General features: G+C 42.1%; 16 protein-coding genes. 9 read left to right on the top strand and 7 right to left on the bottom strand.

The features are described 5' to 3' along the window. Positions 1-59 precede the first annotated feature (59 nt). Positions 60-2117, bottom strand: a complete 2058-nt coding sequence (locus H6G18_RS06685) for a thioredoxin domain-containing protein (RefSeq protein ID WP_190406313.1) — start codon at positions 2115-2117, stop codon at positions 60-62. 121 nt (positions 2118-2238) lie between these two features. After that, positions 2239-2391 (bottom strand): hypothetical protein, encoded by a 153-nt coding sequence (locus H6G18_RS06680; protein WP_190406312.1) that lies wholly within the window; start codon positions 2389-2391, stop codon positions 2239-2241. A gap of 456 nt (positions 2392-2847) precedes the next feature. Between H6G18_RS06680 and clpP the strand changes: the two genes are divergently transcribed. After that, positions 2848-3462, top strand: a complete 615-nt coding sequence (gene clpP / locus H6G18_RS06675; RefSeq protein WP_190406311.1) for an ATP-dependent Clp endopeptidase proteolytic subunit ClpP — start codon at positions 2848-2850, stop codon at positions 3460-3462. Positions 3463-3526: 64 nt separating this feature from the next. Here clpP and H6G18_RS06670 read toward each other — a convergent pair whose 3' ends face one another. Beyond that, complete coding sequence (locus tag H6G18_RS06670; protein ID WP_190406310.1) at positions 3527-4357, bottom strand: hypothetical protein; 831 nt, start codon at positions 4355-4357, stop codon at positions 3527-3529. Between the two features lie 910 nt (positions 4358-5267). Between H6G18_RS06670 and H6G18_RS06665 the strand changes: the two genes are divergently transcribed. The 3 genes from H6G18_RS06665 (at position 5268) to H6G18_RS06655 (ending at position 9304) form a co-directional block, all read left to right on the top strand. Continuing rightward, positions 5268-7616, top strand: a complete 2349-nt coding sequence (locus tag H6G18_RS06665) for a ribonuclease R family protein (RefSeq protein WP_190406309.1) — start codon at positions 5268-5270, stop codon at positions 7614-7616. A gap of 17 nt (positions 7617-7633) precedes the next feature. Beyond that, positions 7634-8263 carry a flavin prenyltransferase UbiX gene (locus H6G18_RS06660; RefSeq protein WP_190406308.1) on the top strand — a complete coding sequence of 210 codons (630 nt, stop codon included), beginning with the start codon at positions 7634-7636 and terminating at the stop codon, positions 8261-8263. Between the two features lie 375 nt (positions 8264-8638). Next, the gene (locus H6G18_RS06655) at positions 8639-9304 is read left to right on the top strand and encodes a LapA family protein (protein ID WP_190406307.1); all 666 of its coding nucleotides are present in this window, start codon (positions 8639-8641) and stop codon (positions 9302-9304) included. Between the two features lie 121 nt (positions 9305-9425). Here H6G18_RS06655 and H6G18_RS06650 read toward each other — a convergent pair whose 3' ends face one another. After that, a complete protein-coding gene (locus H6G18_RS06650) occupies positions 9426-10082 on the bottom strand; it encodes an SDR family oxidoreductase (RefSeq protein ID WP_190406306.1) in 657 nt (218 codons plus the stop codon). Positions 10083-10258: 176 nt separating this feature from the next. On the opposite strand from H6G18_RS06650, the gene H6G18_RS06645 reads away from it, so the two are divergent. Further along, positions 10259-10924, top strand: a complete 666-nt coding sequence (locus H6G18_RS06645; RefSeq protein ID WP_190406305.1) for a DUF1997 domain-containing protein — start codon at positions 10259-10261, stop codon at positions 10922-10924. Positions 10925-10988: 64 nt separating this feature from the next. Here the strand turns inward: H6G18_RS06645 and H6G18_RS06640 are convergent, their stop codons facing one another. Then, positions 10989-11459, bottom strand: a complete 471-nt coding sequence (locus tag H6G18_RS06640) for a DUF4079 domain-containing protein (protein WP_190406304.1) — start codon at positions 11457-11459, stop codon at positions 10989-10991. 115 nt (positions 11460-11574) lie between these two features. On the opposite strand from H6G18_RS06640, the gene H6G18_RS06635 reads away from it, so the two are divergent. Together H6G18_RS06635 and H6G18_RS06630 are read left to right on the top strand one after the other, a co-directional pair. Continuing rightward, positions 11575-12855: an ankyrin repeat domain-containing protein gene (locus H6G18_RS06635; RefSeq protein WP_190406303.1), complete on the top strand. Its 1281-nt coding sequence runs from the start codon at positions 11575-11577 to the stop codon at positions 12853-12855. A gap of 752 nt (positions 12856-13607) precedes the next feature. Continuing rightward, positions 13608-14072, top strand: coding sequence for a cobalamin biosynthesis protein (locus H6G18_RS06630; protein WP_190406302.1), 465 nt, complete (start codon positions 13608-13610; stop codon positions 14070-14072). A 145-nt stretch (positions 14073-14217) separates the two neighbouring features. Here H6G18_RS06630 and H6G18_RS06625 read toward each other — a convergent pair whose 3' ends face one another. Both H6G18_RS06625 and H6G18_RS06620 read right to left on the bottom strand, forming a co-directional pair. Continuing rightward, on the bottom strand, positions 14218-14571 hold the full coding sequence (locus H6G18_RS06625) for a phage holin family protein (protein WP_190406301.1): 354 nt from the start codon (positions 14569-14571) through the stop codon (positions 14218-14220). Positions 14572-14722: 151 nt separating this feature from the next. Then, the gene (locus H6G18_RS06620) at positions 14723-15643 is read right to left on the bottom strand and encodes a peptidoglycan-binding domain-containing protein (RefSeq protein WP_190406300.1); all 921 of its coding nucleotides are present in this window, start codon (positions 15641-15643) and stop codon (positions 14723-14725) included. Positions 15644-15709: 66 nt separating this feature from the next. On the opposite strand from H6G18_RS06620, the gene H6G18_RS06615 reads away from it, so the two are divergent. Together H6G18_RS06615 and H6G18_RS06610 are read left to right on the top strand one after the other, a co-directional pair. After that, the gene (locus tag H6G18_RS06615; protein ID WP_277875573.1) at positions 15710-15835 is read left to right on the top strand and encodes a pentapeptide repeat-containing protein; all 126 of its coding nucleotides are present in this window, start codon (positions 15710-15712) and stop codon (positions 15833-15835) included. An 8-nt stretch (positions 15836-15843) separates the two neighbouring features. Further along, positions 15844-16470, top strand: a complete 627-nt coding sequence (locus tag H6G18_RS06610; RefSeq protein WP_190406299.1) for a molybdenum cofactor guanylyltransferase — start codon at positions 15844-15846, stop codon at positions 16468-16470. Positions 16471-16520: the final 50 nt, after the last annotated feature.

Raw genomic sequence — 16520 nt, 5'->3', positions numbered from 1 at the left:
CAGTATATGAAAATCTGGCTGCTACGCTAAAGCAAATCTAAAATCCCAAATTGTTTGACTCACGCCCTAGTCTGACTCTGTTGCACTTGCTGTAACAACTGCTCAACACTAGAAGCTGATGGAAGACACTTTAAACCTTGGCAAACTAACCCAACACTATTTTCAGGTAAATTAGACACTACAGCAAATGCAACCGTAGGTAAATATCTAGAAATGAGAGAGTTAATTTGCTCATGAGTGCTGCGGATCAAAGTAGAGTTACGATACCAATCTAAAGCTGTAAACAGACTAGGACAAGCTTGAGGAGTGCTAGACATGACACTTTTAAAAGCTTTTAACCCTTGCTCGGCTAAATCGAGATAATGTAAATCATCCGTGAGTAGAGAGAGACGGACAAGGTTAGCGATCGCCACACCGTTAGCCGATGGTGTAGCATTATCCGCATAGCTGCGTTCGCGCACAATTAAATCTTGACTAGCATCACTAGCTGTATTAAAGTAACCACCAAGCTCCACACTCCAGAGAAACTCATCGAATTGTTGTTGGAGTGCGATCGCTTTTTCTAACCAGAATCGATTCTCAGGTTTAGCCGCGTGTAAATCTAGCAATGCTTTAATAAATAAAGCATAATCTTCAGATTGAGCCAACACAGCTGCTTGACCTTGATAGTTGAGTCTATGGAAACGTCCATCGATAAACTGATGCTCTAAAATAAAATTCGCTGCCTTGGTTGCTATTTCCAAATACAAAGATTCTTGAAATACCCCACCCGCCCTTGCTAACCCAGAAATCATCAAACTATTCCAAGCCACAATCATCTTCGTATCGGTCACAGATGGAATACGTCCAGGCCAGTTAACAGTTTTTGCCTCTTGGTTATCCTGTGCTGGGGGAAAAGTTTCTAGTGCATTAGCCGTAGTACCATAACGAGCAGCAAACAATTTTCCTAATGCAGTTTCTAAAGTTGCGCTCAGTTCCCCTGGATGTCGTCGTTGCAGTACATTCTTGCCTTCAAAGTTACCATTAGGAGTGACTGTAAATTGCTGTTGTAATTCTGTGAGTTCTAATGACGTTAACAGTTGTTCTAGTTCGGCGTAACTCCAAACATAAAAAGCACCTTCCTCTGGTTCTACATCCGTGGGAGTTGTAAAACTATCAGCATCTTGAGCAGCGTAAAAATAACCTGCCGGTGCAGCCATTTCTCGTTGCAGCCATTCAATAGTACCAGCCACAGCCCTTTTAAACGCTGGCTCTTGGACTCCTGCACTCCATAAATTTGCTAGATACTCGACAATTTGACCATTGTCATAGAGCATCTTTTCAAAGTGAGGAACCGTCCAAGTAGGGTCAACAGTGTACCGATGAAATCCTCCGGCCACATGGTCATAAATTCCCCCCAGCCCTAAATCTAGCCCCCGTTGAGTAGAAACTTGTTTGCCATCGTATCGAGATGCAAAATTAAATCTAGTTCCCCGTAGAGCTAATTCAGCATAGGGGATCATCGGAAAGCTGTTACCGTATTGGTTGGCACTAATTACCCCCGTGTTAGTTTCCCAGCCCTGACGCAGCAATTCATTTTCTTCAGCTTCTTGACTAGCGTCCCCTTTTAAAACCGCAGAGGTAAGGAGTGACTCAACAATCAAGGCTTTCCGTTGGCGCAAATCCTCTTTTTCTGTATCGTAGTAACGGCGTAGTGCTTGCAGGATTTGCAAAAATCCCGGACGATTATACTTTGGTTCCAAAGGAAAATAAGTGCCAGCATAAAATGGGACTAAATCCTCTGGTGAAAGAAAGACATTTAAAGGCCAACCTCCTTGACCACTCATCATCTGCAAAGCCTGCATATAAATGCTGTCAATATCTGGTCTTTCTTCCCTATCTACTTTGATAGGCAAAAAATTGGCGTTCATGTAGTTGGCTACAGCTTGGCTAGAAAAAGCCTCACCTTCCATGACAGTACACCAGTGGCAACTGGAGTAACCAATCGACAGAAAAATCGGTTTATCTTGGGTTTTGGCAGTAGCAAGAGCTGCATCACACCAAGGCCACCAATCAATAGGGTTTTCGGCGTGTTTGCGGAGGTAGAGACTCTTGGTTTGGGCAAGGCGATTAGTCATAATACAGATGATGGTAGTTGCCTTCTTTGCCCAGTCTAGCTTGAATGAGTGCTGTTAGCGGTAGCAGGAAGTTGAGCAGCGTGCTGAGTAAAAATTTCTTCTTCTACTCCCCACTCCCTATTTACTGTAGGGAACGTAAAAAGCTGACAAGTGATGCTGGTGTTTCTGGGGTGGGTGAAACTACCCTAGTTTGAATTCTAGTCGTTGGGTTAATTCCTGCTATCAAATGGAGCAAGAAAGTGATGATGGCGGCTTGCACAAGTTTTTCTGGCATGGCAGGTCTCCCTCAGTTGATAGCATTGCTAGTAAGTTTGGTTAGTCTAACTACATCCTTTTATATTGGTTTACCGGATTTGCGGTAAATATCCAGTATCTTGGCTTATAAAAAAGCTAAAGAAATTTTGAATATTGAGGATGTAAGACTGATTTAGTCAGTAAAACTTTTACTTTTCCGACTAAACTAGTCATTTCTTTAGACGCATCTCACTATCAAAAGTGCCTGAAGGATTAATTACATCCACCAAAGCATAGAAGAAATTAAGTCCAATTTAGGTTAATTGGTGAGATGGGGGCATTAGAGACGTAGGATTGCTACATCTCTACCAAGGCTTTTGGGTAGCACATAGACACGCTACGAGAACGAAGAGAACACAAAATCTCAAATCTAAAATTCCCCAATCCCCAATCCCCTATTGATAAAATGAATGTAAATTAGCTACAAGCACGCTGCATGACTATTCCTATCGTCATTGAACAATCGGGTCGAGGCGAACGCGCTTTTGATATTTACTCACGGCTGTTACGTGAGCGGATTATCTTTTTGGGTCAACAAGTTGACAGCAATTTAGCTAACTTAATTGTTGCTCAGTTACTGTTTCTTGATGCAGAAGACCCAGAGAAAGATATTTATTTGTATATAAATTCTCCTGGTGGTTCAGTAACTGCTGGTATGGGAATTTTTGATACCATGAAACACATTCGCCCTGATGTTTGTACCATTTGTACAGGATTGGCGGCAAGTATGGGTGCTTTTCTCCTCAGTGCTGGTGCTAAAGGCAAGCGAATGAGTTTACCCCATTCGCGGATTATGATTCACCAACCTCTCGGCGGCGCTCAAGGTCAAGCTACTGATATTGAAATTCAGGCGCGGGAAATTCTCTATCACAAGCGGCGGTTAAATGATTACTTAGCCGAACACACCGGTCAACCTCTTGACCGTATTGCCGAAGATACTGAGCGTGACTTCTTCATGTCTCCAGATGAAGCCAAAGATTACGGCTTAATTGACCAAGTGATTGACCGTCATGCTGCTGGTAGTCGTCCGGTGGCAATGGTTAGTCAGTAGTTATTTAGTCAATAGTCAGTAGTCATTGGTCATTAGTAACTATTGACTGTGGACTATTGACTAATTAAAACCCTGCAATTGGGTCTGGCTGAGATTCTAGATGTTTGAGGAAACTGTGTAATTCATCTTCTGTTAATAAAGTACGTCCCCGCTTACCGTAGGTTTTTATTAAATATTCTCTTCCTTGTTCTGGTGTCCAACCTAAGCGCTGCAATTCGACATCAGTTTTAGCAATCACATCTGATAAATCTACCGGCTCGGCTTTTTTCTTTTTCTTCCCCGTGTTTGATATATTGGTTACGTTCTCTTGGGGACTATAGCTGCGGGGGGCAAATGGAGTGACATTACTATTAGCTACTTCCGATATGCTAGGACTGTCTGGCTGTTTTGGTGACAACAGGGGAGAGTCTTCACTTGGCAGATCAAATTCTGACTCATGGTAGCTAGTACTGGGGAAAATTTGATGGAAATCTTGGCTTTGGGTATCGATTTTACTACTACTGGGTGCTTCAGTTTTAGGCGAGAAGCGATTCAGCACATCTTTGCTTTCATCAGTTTCACTGGTGATTGACCAATTATTGCTGCCAAAATCCTCATTTTTAACTGAGGTATAAGTAGGCTCACTAGAGGTAGGATTAATCTGTCGCTGAGACGTTAGTTTTGCGGAAGGTGCTACTGATGCCTGTGGCGCATCTGTGATCCCCAAAACCGTCAGCGCTCTTGTTCTAGCTTGGTCTTCGGCGGCTTCCACAGTTTCTGCTGCTGCCATACCAGTTGCGCGAGTTACACCTTCAATTTGAACGCTTGCCCGAACGATGTATTTTCCCTGAAAAATTTGTACTAATTCAGAAATCAGATTGCCGTTGGGATACAAGCTCTGGAATTGAGCCAACATAATACTGCCACCAAATCTTAATCTATTTGAATAACGGGGTTGATGCTACCTGTGTACCCCAGCAACTTGTTGCGCCCTGATGATTTTTCTTTCTACCTAAGTTGTCAACAAAGCTTTAGTAGATGAAAAATATTGGTAAGTGTTACCAACCTTGTCTAAGTCTAAAGTTGCTATGTGGATTTATTTTAACTTTACTACGCTCTCGCGTGTCAGTTGTCAGTTGTCAGTACAATAGCTTTTTGTAGAGCCGATTGGTAGTCTTCGCTGACTAACTCTAGGTGGCTTGCCTATTAATGCTATACTATTTACCCAATTCAAGATCCAGAACTATTTTCTGGAAGTGCGCTCTAAATCTACAATAATGGAGATAAGGTTCGCCCTCACTGCTTATTAAGCTGCTACCTAATTGTTACCGATTCTACATAAGGACAAATTAGGTGGTTCAGCAGTTTTTCTTAGTAAAAATCAGAGTATCATGGCGTAAAAGTACCTTCCATCTAGACAATCAAACACCTGTATTTTCCCCCAAATAACGCTTTTGGTCAGCGTGGAGAGTAAATCCTAAAACAGCCTCTCAAAACCAGTCGCGTAATTCCTGATGGGGCAAAATATGAATCAGGCGTACTTTTTCAGTTTGGTTAGATGAAGGAACCCAAGCACAAGCTAACTCTGAGTTTGTCGTGCAGTGAGAAGTTCTTCAGAAGTTTACTCCTGCGAAGAAGCAATCTACGCGGAGTGTCTGACGAAGAAGCAACTTACCATTTGGTTGGGTTAGCTTCCTTTGTTGGAACTTCGAGAACCCAACCTCAGGGTAATTCGTTTCCAGCTAGTATCTGTAAGCCGTGAGGGTATACGGCAAAGAACCAAATTCAAGCAAAAATGATGTTTTGACCAAAGGTCGGTTCACTGCATGGAATTTTCAATCGCTACACTCCTTGCCAATTTCACCGATGATAAATTGGTGGCTCGCAAAGTTTTAGAAAAGAAACTAGGATGCGAGGATGAAGACAGTTTACAAAAACTCCACATTGCTTTGGAAGTGCTGGAGAAAATCGGGATTTTGGCGAAAGAACGCGGGAAGTATCGCCGCATCTCCGAAGAAGGGATAATTGAAGCAAAGCTACGTTGTTCTAGTAAGGGCTTTTGCTTTGCCATTCAAGATGTAGAAGGGGCTGAGGATATTTATATCCGTGAAAGTCATCTTAGTAATGCTTGGAATGGCGATCGCGTTTTGGTACGTGTTCTCAAAGAAGGTAGTCGTCGCCGTTCTCCTGAAGGAGAAGTCAAATTAATTCTAGAACGTTCCAATCACACTTTACTAGCACGAATTAAGCAAGTAGAAGGCGGTTTTCGGGCTGTCCCCTTGGATGATCGACTGCTGTTTGAACTGAAAATTCAAGCCAACAAGCTGAAATTGGAGGAAGCACTTGATCACCTCGCTCATGTCGAAGTCCTACGTTATCCTTTAGCACAATATCCCCCCGTAGGTCGTGTAGTCCAAATCTTGGGCAGTGATGCGGAAGCGGCGGCTGATATAGATTTAGTAACTTGTAAACATGATTTATCCCGTAATTTCCCGGATTCAATATTAGAAGCAGCAGCTAAATTACCCAAAAGGCTACTCAAGGCAGACCTAAAAAATAAACTAGATTTACGCAATCTATTTACCTTTACTATTAGTGGCATCAATAGTGACACTAAGGTAGTAGAAAATGCCATTAGTTTAGAAAAAACGATCGCTGGTAATTGGCAATTAGGTTTTCACATTGCCGATGTTTCTCACTATGTGCAACCAGACGAACCTCTAGACAGGGAAGCAATCAAACGGGGTAGGTCGGTATATTTGGGAGACTTGGTACTGTCAATGTTACCAGATACTGTAGCCGATCGTGCCTCATTAGTGACCGGGAGCGATCGCTTGGCAGTGTCTTTTTTAATCACGATTTCTCCCCAGTCAGGAGAAGTTTTGGAATGGGAAATCCAACCTAGTGTAATTAACGTAGACACCACTATCACTAAGCAGCAAGCCGAAGCAATTCTCCAAGGTGAAGCTAAAAAAGAATCAGCACAGATAGTAGAACTACTAGAAAACTTAGCCACTATTGGGCAAGCCATCAAAGAATCACGTCTTGCTCGTGGTAGTTTGCAATTAAATCTACCATCGAATCAAAACCCCTACTATGACGAAGGAGTTTTAGGGGCTGTACTTGTGAATGATTCCCCAGTGCGATCGCTACTGACGGAATTGGTGTTATTAGTTAACGAATTGGTGGCTACTCATTTGAGTGCTTTAGGTGTCCCCGCCATCTGGCGGACTCAAGGTACACCAGACTCGGAAGATGTCCAAGAAATGCTGAAATTAGCGATAAATTTGGGGGTCGAACTGGCATTAGAACCAGATGTAGATATTGAACCCCTAGATTATCAACATTTAACTAGGGCTTTTGCCGAGTCTCCATCAGAACAGGTACTCACTTATCTCCTGCAAGATACCCTCAAGCCTGCGGTGTACAGCACAACCAAAGCGACTCACTTTGGTTTAGCACTACCACAATATACTCACTTCACAGCACCTCTACGCCGTTATCCAGATTTGCTGATGCAGAGAGTGTATTATCAGCTACTAGAACACGGACGCGATCGCCGTAACACCAGAGTCAAAGAACGAGTAAACCTGCGCCACTCCTCCAGCCACACCGAAATTAACTGGAACGTGTTAGCCCCAGAGTTGCAGCAGGAAATGCAAAGCGACTTGACCAGGGTGATTATCCAAATCAACGACAGGGAAAAAGAAGTCCAAGAAGCCGAAGCCGATTTAGCTGGACTGCAAAAAGCCCAACTGATGAAACAGCGCATTGGTCAAGTCTTCCAAGGCGTGATTACTGGCGTCCAGTCCTACGGTTTCTTTGTGGAAATTGAAGTACCAGCCGCAGAAGCTGCAACTAATCCAGGTGTACCTTTGCGGGTAGAAGGATTAGTACACGTCAGTTCCCTTAAAGATGACTGGTATGAATACCGCGCCAGACAACAGGCACTATTTGGCAGAAAAAATCGGGCTTCTTATAGATTAGGCGATCGCGTCTCTGTACAAGTCAAGAGTGTCGATTACTATCGTCAGCAAATCGATTTAGTTACAGTTGGTAGTGATGGCTTAGTCAAAAATTTAGGTGTGGGTAGTGACAATGGTGACATTTCCGATATCTATTTGTCCAATCACCTTGAATCTGATGATTTAGACCCTTATGCTGATGAAGAATAAATTTTGTTAAGCATCTGGTGTCACAACATAACAAACCCTTGATTATCGGCGTATCAGGAGCATCTGGACTGATTTACGCCGTCCGCGCCCTGAAATATCTGTTAGCAGCTGACTACGAAATTGAATTAGTTGCCTCTAAATCAACTTACATAGTTTGGCAAGCAGAACAGGAAACTCGGATGCCGTCAGAACCAAATCAACAAGAGCAATTCTGGCGAGAACAAGCCGGGGTTGCTCTCTCTGGTAAACTGCGTTGCCATCCTTGGAGTGATGTAGGAGCCAATATTGCCAGTGGCTCCTTTCGTACCTTGGGAATGATTGTGATTCCCTGTAGTATGAGTACAGTAGCCAAGCTAGCAGGTGGCTTGAGTTCCGACTTATTAGAACGGGCTGCTGATGTCCATCTTAAAGAAGGACGTAAGCTAGTTATCGTTCCTAGAGAAACTCCGTTCAGTTTGATTCACCTGCGAAACTTAACCACCTTGGCGGAAACTGGTGTCCGAATTGTCCCCGCCATTCCTGCTTGGTATCACAACCCGCAAACTATTGAGGACTTAGTTGATTTTGTTGTTGCTCGTACTTTAGATCAACTTGATATTGATTGCGTACCTTTAAAACGATGGGAAGGAGGTAAGCGTAATTCGTAATTCGTAATTTGTAATTCGTAATTAATTTAGGTCTTATTCCCTGAAAGTGGTGGATGTAAGAGCAAAACAGCTAATCACAGAAAAAACGCACGACCAACAAGACCAACGGTTTCTTTGTCTACTCCGTACTTTCTAGACGGCATTTGCGGTTTACCCAAGTATTATGATTGGGTTAAGGGTAAAAATTACGAATTACGTGAGCATTAGCCTTTCCTACGTTGGCGTTAGCCTACAAGCTATCACAAATAAAGCATTTGCGGTTTACCCAAGCCTTATTATGGGGTTAAGAGTAAAAATTACGAATTACGACGAATTACGTAGCTTGCTTTTCTACGAAACGCTACGCGAACCCGTAGGGTATTACTAATTATTTTTATGGCTGTAATTCGCTTAACTTTATTAGTAACAGTACTAGGTGGACTAACACTATTGTTAGTTCAAAATTGGTCGCCAGTTTTATCGCTGGTATTTTTGGGTATGCGAAGCCTACCATTACCATTGGCACTGTGGATACTGTTTAGTACTGCTGCTGGTGCTGGCACATCTTTACTAATAACTAGCTTGTTTAAATTATCCAATTATTTTGGGGGTCAACCACGTCAAGCCCCACCCAAATCAACCACCACTTCTAGGCGTAGTAGAGCGAATCGCCAAGAAGAATATACACCCCCCCCATCCAGCCAAGCACCAGCGAGTAAAGCCAACGACGCTTCGAGTGATGAGTTTGATGATTGGGAAACGAATAGTGCAGATGATGATTGGGATGTAGAAGAGGAGTCACAGAAAGCACCAACTCCCAAATCACAGGATGAGTCATTTCCAGATTCTTCTACTTACGAACGCCCACAACAACCCAAAAGCAGTTCTCAGTCTGGTTCTACATATTCCTACAGTTACCGAGAACCGAAAAACACCGCAGCCGGCAAGTCTGAATCTGTTTACGATGCTGATTACCGAGTCATCATCCCCCCATATCAGCCACCAACTAACAATGTAGCCAATGATGATGACGATGATTGGGGGTTTGATGATGATGAATGAGACTGTTAGGGTGAGCTTACAGTTAGTAGGGTGCGTCAGTATGAATAATTTCTTGGTAAAGCTAAGTTTTCTCGCACTGACGCACCCAACCTAGTTGGATATTTTTTTATCTGGAAATCCCTTAGCATTGTTGAAATAACTCTGTAAAAGTTTTTGAGATAGCTTCTGGTTTAGCGACAATCTCGACTATTTTATTGCGTGCGCCTGGCTCAAACAAAGACTCGACGCAGACTTGTGCTACTTTTTGGCGAGGAATACCACCTTCAAATAAGGTATCAGCACTTTGCATGACGATCGCATCTGAGTTATCTTCATTCTTCAAACCACCAGGACGGACTATCGTATAAGTAAGTCCACTTTTTTGCAAATACTCTTCCGCTTGTTTTTTCCATACCAGAATGAGCCAAAACAAGTTTAATGGATGGAAAAATTGGGAGACACACAAAGAAGTTACTAAAACAAAATTTTCAATTCCCTTGGCTTTTGCTACATCGACTAAATTTTTAGTGCCTTCAAAATCTACCTTATAAGGCCCAGTGGGATCGAAACTGGGTTTTGCTCCAGTCGCACACAGTACTACAGTACTATCTCCCAAGGCAGCAGTTAGGCTATTTGGGTTTAACACGTCACCCACAACTAACTCCGCATCAGGAGGTAAAATAGCTCTAGCTGTTTGTTCATCTCGCACCAAAGCACGTACAGGAATATTGCGCGCTATTAACTCTTGCACGATGCGGCGACCTGTTTCACCTGTTGCCCCTGCTACAAATGCTTTCATGATTAACGCTATCCTGGGTATCTAGTATATGACTGCTCAGTATATTGTAGTGATTCCATGAAGTTTATGACAGATTCATAAGGTTTCAGTCAAAATAGGAATTTAGTACTAAATTACCCACACACCTTGGGAATTATTAAATATAAACAAACGCCAAATTAGAGGGGAACGCATTGATGCTTTCAACAAACGGCGAATATCAATCTCTGGATATAACAGAATCAACTGTGCCTGTCGTTCCCAATTTACCAGAAACTGAGAATACAGACACAGGATTAAGTGTTGGTACATCAAGTAAGTTTTACGGTCGTTATAGCGACTCTATGAAGATGTACGCTCCAGCACAGATGGTTGCTGAGTATCTTAATAGTCACGCTTCTTGGTTTACACGCTGTGCTGAACCGATGAAAGTCCAACCTTTGGGAGAACATGGTTATGCTTTAACCATTGGTCGTTTTGGCTCTTTTGGTTATGAAGTAGAACCAAAGATTGGTTTGGAACTTTTACCTCCACAACAGGGTGTTTATTGCATTCGGACAATCCCCATTCCTGATTATCAACCGCCTGGATATGATGTGGATTATCGGGCTGCACTTCAGTTAAAAGAAGATTTTAGCGATAATATTCTCACACGAGTTGAATGGGAATTAGATTTGACCGTTTGTCTCCACTTTCCTCGGTTTATTCAGCGTTTACCTCAATCTTTAATTCAGTCTACAGGCGATCGCTTACTAAACCAAATCGTTCGCCAAGTCTCCCGTCGCCTAACTCGCAAAGTCCAAGAAGATTTTCATCAATCTTTTGGAGTTCCTTTTCCTGGTAGTTGTAAGAAGAAGTGGTGAGTCAATAGTCAATAGTCTAAAGTCAATAACTTATGACTAATGACCATTGACCAATGACTCATAATTAAGCCTGAGTCAAAATTCTTTGGACAATCTGCACACCGGTGATGGCCTGCCAAGTAAACAGCCCTAAAATCACAAAGTTTATTAATATATGGCTCACCCGCGCCCAATTTGCTCCTTTTTGCATATAAGGAGATAGGGCAGCAGAAAATGCAATTAAACCCGTCATACCGAGTCCTGCTAGTAAGTGCGGGCCTACAAACAACTTGCCGTTATTGATGTAGGTAACAGCCATCCCACCAATCGCACCAGTAACCATCAAAGCTAAAAGTATCGAGCCTATTTGGTAGTGCCTGACATTGTATCTACCTTTAATCAGTTCTTTCTTTTCTTCCCCTTGAGCATTTCTGGTACGCTGTACCTGTAGTCCTAAGTAAGCCGCATAGAGTGAAAGCGCCAACAACACCCACATAATGAATGGGTGAAAGAAATTTAGCCAATATTTAACCGAGGCAGACAGTTCCAAATTCATTGTGTTCTCGCCCAATCCTTAAATCTTAATAAAAATTAGCATAACTCTAAGTTACGTGGTTGAGGCCACAGAGTGTGAATATGAGTGTTAAGTCCTGAGAAAATACTAATGACTAATGACTAACAACGATGTTTTGCTGTTAAAGGCTGCGAAAATTGGCGATATTAAGGGGGTGGGTGCGCTGCTGGCTGCTGGTGCTAGGGCGGATGTATGCGATCGCGATGGGACTACGGCGTTAATGTTTGCTGCTAATCTAGGCTATACCGAAATTGTGCGATCGCTCCTAGATGCGGGAGCAAATATCAATTCACCGAGAAAACGCTATGGTTTAACGGCTTTGATGTTGGCTGCTAGTGCTAATCAGTTTGACATTGTGCAGTTTTTAATCTCCAGAGGCGCTGATGTGAATGCTACCAATGAAGATGGTAGTACAGCATTAATGGCAGCCGCCTTAAAAGGTTATGTAGAAGTGGTGCGGATTTTGTTAGCTGCTGGTGCTGATGTCTACTCCACAGATAAAGATGATGATACTGCTTTGAAACTTGCTGTGAAGCGAGGACAAGCGGCTGTGGTGCAATTAATTTTACAAAGTGGTGCAGATGCTAATTCTGAAGATGAAGAAGGCGAAACCCTCTTAATGCTGGCAGCTGACTTAGGACATTTGGATGTGGTACAGGTGTTAGTAGCAGCTGGGGTTGATGTCAACCGACAAAATAAAGACGGTGGTACTGCATTGTTAGCAAGTGTAGCAGCAGGAAATAGAGCGATCGCAGAAATTTTATTAGATCGAGGCGCTCAGGTAAATCATCAAGACGAAGATGGGGAAACTGCCCTACACCTTGCCACGGTGGAAGGATATATTGATGTGGTACAAGTGTTACTTAACCGGGGCGCAGATACCCAAATTAAAAACCATCTGGGTGATACACCATTATTGGTAGCAGCATTGCAGGGACATCATCAGATAGTCAAAACACTGCTGAGTTATGGTGCAAATTTGCATGGAGATAATTTAGGTGAGACACCCCTCACCTTAGCAGCATCTCAAGGTCACATTGAGACAGTCAAGGTATTGCTAGACTACGGTGCAGATGCCAACATTCCAACAGGTGATGGTAAAACTGCTTTGATAAAAGCTACAGAATATAACCATCCAGCAATCATGCAGTTGTTGTTGACAAAAGGTGCCAATGTCAACTATCAAGACTCAGTAGGGGCTACAGCCTTAATATGGGCTGCCTCTGGTGGCTATAATAAGGCGGTGCAAATATTACTGGAAGGTGGGGCTGATACGAATTTAAAAAATCGGGGTGGTTATACAGCTTTGATGATTGCCGAGTTTAATGGTTTTAGGAGTATAGTTCAGAGTTTAAAGCTGGCTGGGGCGCAGGATTAATAACCAATCAAAAATTAAAATTAAATAATACATGAAGAATATAGGTTAATTGGACGCAAGTAAATCCAGCATTCCCAAAGGTTATGTTGGGTTAAGTAAGCCGTAACCCAACTTTGGTAGACTTTTACTTGCATATTTTCAAAGCAGAGGAACACGAAGGTTAGCGCAGAAAGACGCTGAATATTTCCAAAGTTAGTTCGCTAGGAATTAATGAAATGGTGTACTTAGTTTTTATTCTTACGTGAGATTAATTGTATTGTAAAATACCAAAAAAAATCAATAAATTACTATTTTTTAGGAAATTTTGAACTAGATTTATTTAATGTTCAAAACCCTTGACCAACATCTTGACAACCAATAAAAATCCAGTTATTTAATTAAATACTAAGGGGGTGTAAAAATAAATCTCAGAAATGAAAAACTAAAGTTCCGTTGTAACTTTTTGACAATGCCTACTTCAAAAATATGAAGAAATTGAAACACCGAAGTAGACTAGGTAAAATGTTTTTGTTTCAAAAAAATTAAAGAAACTAAACTTAAAAAGTAAATATACTTTCTAGTTTTACCTTGTCCTCCCCCGGCGTTTCCTACTGTGCTAGATATGCTCAATATATAGTTTTTCATTTCTGAGAACAGTATTATAATTATCAGTTTATAGGTATCTTAATAAACGCCAAAATAGTATCAATATATCAATTTTCCCAGTGAATAAGAGTTAAAAGTCTTAAGCTTTACCTAGTAGACAATTAGTAGTGAAACTCAAAATTATTGAACAAAGGTGTTTTTTAGACAATTTATGGTTGGGATTTGGTTGTCAATCTGGTATCTCTCATCACTTAATCGCCGCAGCAATCCACCAAGTTTTTCAAGAAAATCAACTTGAGCAAAAAGAAATTGTAGGTATTGCCACTATCGATACCAAAGCATCAGAACCTGGTTTAGTGGAGTTTTGCGACCTATTTAACTTGCCTTTAAAAACTTTTAGTATAGAAATGCTGGCAAATATTGCCGTTCCCAATCCTAGCAGAGTGATTGCGGAAAAAGTAGGAATTCCTAGTGTTGCTGAGGCGGCTGCTATTATCGCAGTTTCCGCCAATGAAAAACAACAGTTAGGGGTAAAACTTTTGGTTCCTAAACGAATTTTTCGCTTACCTGGACAACCAGGGGTAGTAACGATTGCCGTTGCTCAGGCATCGTCAAACAATTTTGGATTTTAGATCAACTACACTAAGCCACTCCCCTCTCTACGAGATGCAGAAACACAAATAGCAACCAATTTCTATGCCTTGACAGTATAAATTCTTTTGCGGAGCGATTGATCGCTCACTACGAACAAAAAACTAATATTGGATTTAATTACATTTATTCAACTGCTCTCAAAAGGTAATTAATCAAGCTGGAAACAATAGACAGGACAATTGATCCCAAAAAAGCAGCTAAGAAGCCTTTAATTTCAAATCCAGAACCAGGTGTAAGGACACTGGCTAACCAAAGGGTTAAGGCATTGATTACAAATGTAAATAAACCAAAAGTCAATAGGGTGATAGGAAATGACAAAATGCTTAAAATTGGTTTAATAAAAGCATTAACTAACCCAATTACGAATACGGCAACTAAAGCAGCCACAAAACTACGTACAGAGAAGCCAGGCACGATATGGGCGGTAATGAGCAAAGCCACCGCAGTACCGAGCCAAGTTAAGAAAAAGTTTTTCATCAGTTGTTGTTTAGCAGAAATCAGTAATCACTTGAACAGAAATTACACAAAAAGAATTTTCGCTTTTTAGGTGTTAGGGCGAAATTAATGCTGAGTTAAGATACCTAATTTAGGACTGGAAACTCAGCACTTAGGAATAACTTATTTCAGCCTAACGTCCCTGGGGGGATTGCCGCAATAGTGCCTCCCAAGTGGCACCGCCAGCTACACCATCAGGTTCTAAACCGTAGCGTTTTTGAGCAGTTTTGAGTGCGGCCTCTGTCTGAACTCCAAAATATCCATCTACACCGCCTTTTAAAAAACCAAGTTGACTCAATCTTTGTTGCAATTTAGTAACTTCGGAATTTTTCATCCCTACACGCAAAATCGGCCAGCCTTCGGTAGTGTATTGCACACCAGAAATTCTTTGAGCAGATGGGGTGGGTCTGAAGCCTGGGGTTGAAGATGGTCTTTGTGGGGGTGTTTGTTGTCTTGGGGTGGGAGTCGTAACTCTGGCGGGAGCAGGTCTTGTATTGACAACTTGATTAGGAGCAGGCCTAGTGGTGGCTGATGGACTGGGAGTTGTAGGTCTGGGGTTAGCAGTAGGATTAGTAGCAGGCTGGGTGGGAACTGGGAAATCAGTTGTCAAGTTTGTTGGTGGAATAATTGTTGAATTCGGTAAAGATGCGCTTGGTGTACCCATCGCTTGATTGGGGAACAACCTCTGCCAAGTAGCAGTATCAACAACACCATCTGGAGTCAAGCCAGCCGCTTGTTTAAACTGAGACACAGCATTTGCTGTACTCTCACTATAGACTCCATCTATTGCACCTGAATAAAAGCCCAAAAGCCTCAGAGTTGCTTGAAGTTCTGAAACACGTTCACCTTGACTCCCAACTCTGAGGGTGGGACGGTTAATGATAACTTGTTGGGCAATTTGTTGTGGTGCTGCAATTGCTAATTCAGCCGAGGAGCCGACGAACATAGTCGTAGAGGATAACATAAGTAGCCAATAAAACTTGCTTGCGCTGAAGCAGCGAAATGCTTTTTGTGGCTCTAAGTAAGCGATACTTGCTCTCAAGCTGCCTTTCATAGAAATTGCTCTCAGGATTTTCTGATGCTAATATTACCGCCGCTTGAGGTAATTGAGTAGTCTTTTTTGAGTAGAGCTGATTTGGAAGATGCTAGTCTCACTAATGCAGATGTGACCGGAGCAAACTTTCAAGGAGCCTCTTTAGAGGTATTAATTGGTTTAAGGGATTTCCAGAAAATAAAGGCATTTTAAAAAGGGAAATGAAGGAATCTGCTTTCGATTTAACAGCTATAGTCCTAGCGGGTGGTAAAAGTTCTCGTATGGGACAGGATAAAGCTTTGATCCCCTTTCAGGGTGTGCCGTTGTTAAAGTTGGTATGTACCACTGCTGCAAGTTGCGCTGATACCGTTTATGTCGTTACTCCTTGGCCAGAACGCTATCAGCATTTAGTTTTACCGGGTTGTCAGTTTATTGAGGAAGTCCCTTTACTGGGAGAATCGCGGAATGAACCGCTAACTCACGGGCCTTTGATTGGCTTTGCTCAAGGGTTGGCGCAAGTAAAAACTGATTGGGTATTGTTGCTAGCTTGCGATTTACCTAAGTTGCGAGTTGAGGTATTGCAAGAGTGGTCTTCTGGTCTTGATAGTGTACCAGAGGAAGCGATCGCAGCTCTTGCTCATCACGCCAAAGGCTGGGAACCTCTCTGTGGTTTCTATCGCCGTCGCTGTTTACCGCAATTATTAGAGTTTATCAGTCAAGGTGGGCGATCATTTCAACAATGGCTACAATACCATTCTGTACAAGTCTTAACCTTACCAACCCCAGAAATATTATTCAACTGCAACACACCAGAAGACTGGGCTGCAATTCAATCAGAGACTTATTAAAAAATATCTTATCAAGGTAAGTAGAGGTACAGAGGCGCAGAGGAGAATAA

The organism is Anabaena subtropica FACHB-260, assembly GCF_014697105.1.
Lineage (GTDB): Bacteria > Cyanobacteriota > Cyanobacteriia > Cyanobacteriales > Nostocaceae > Trichormus > Trichormus subtropicus.
The sequence above is the reverse complement of the archived record's forward strand: the minus strand, read 5'-3'. Positions and strand labels throughout refer to the sequence as shown.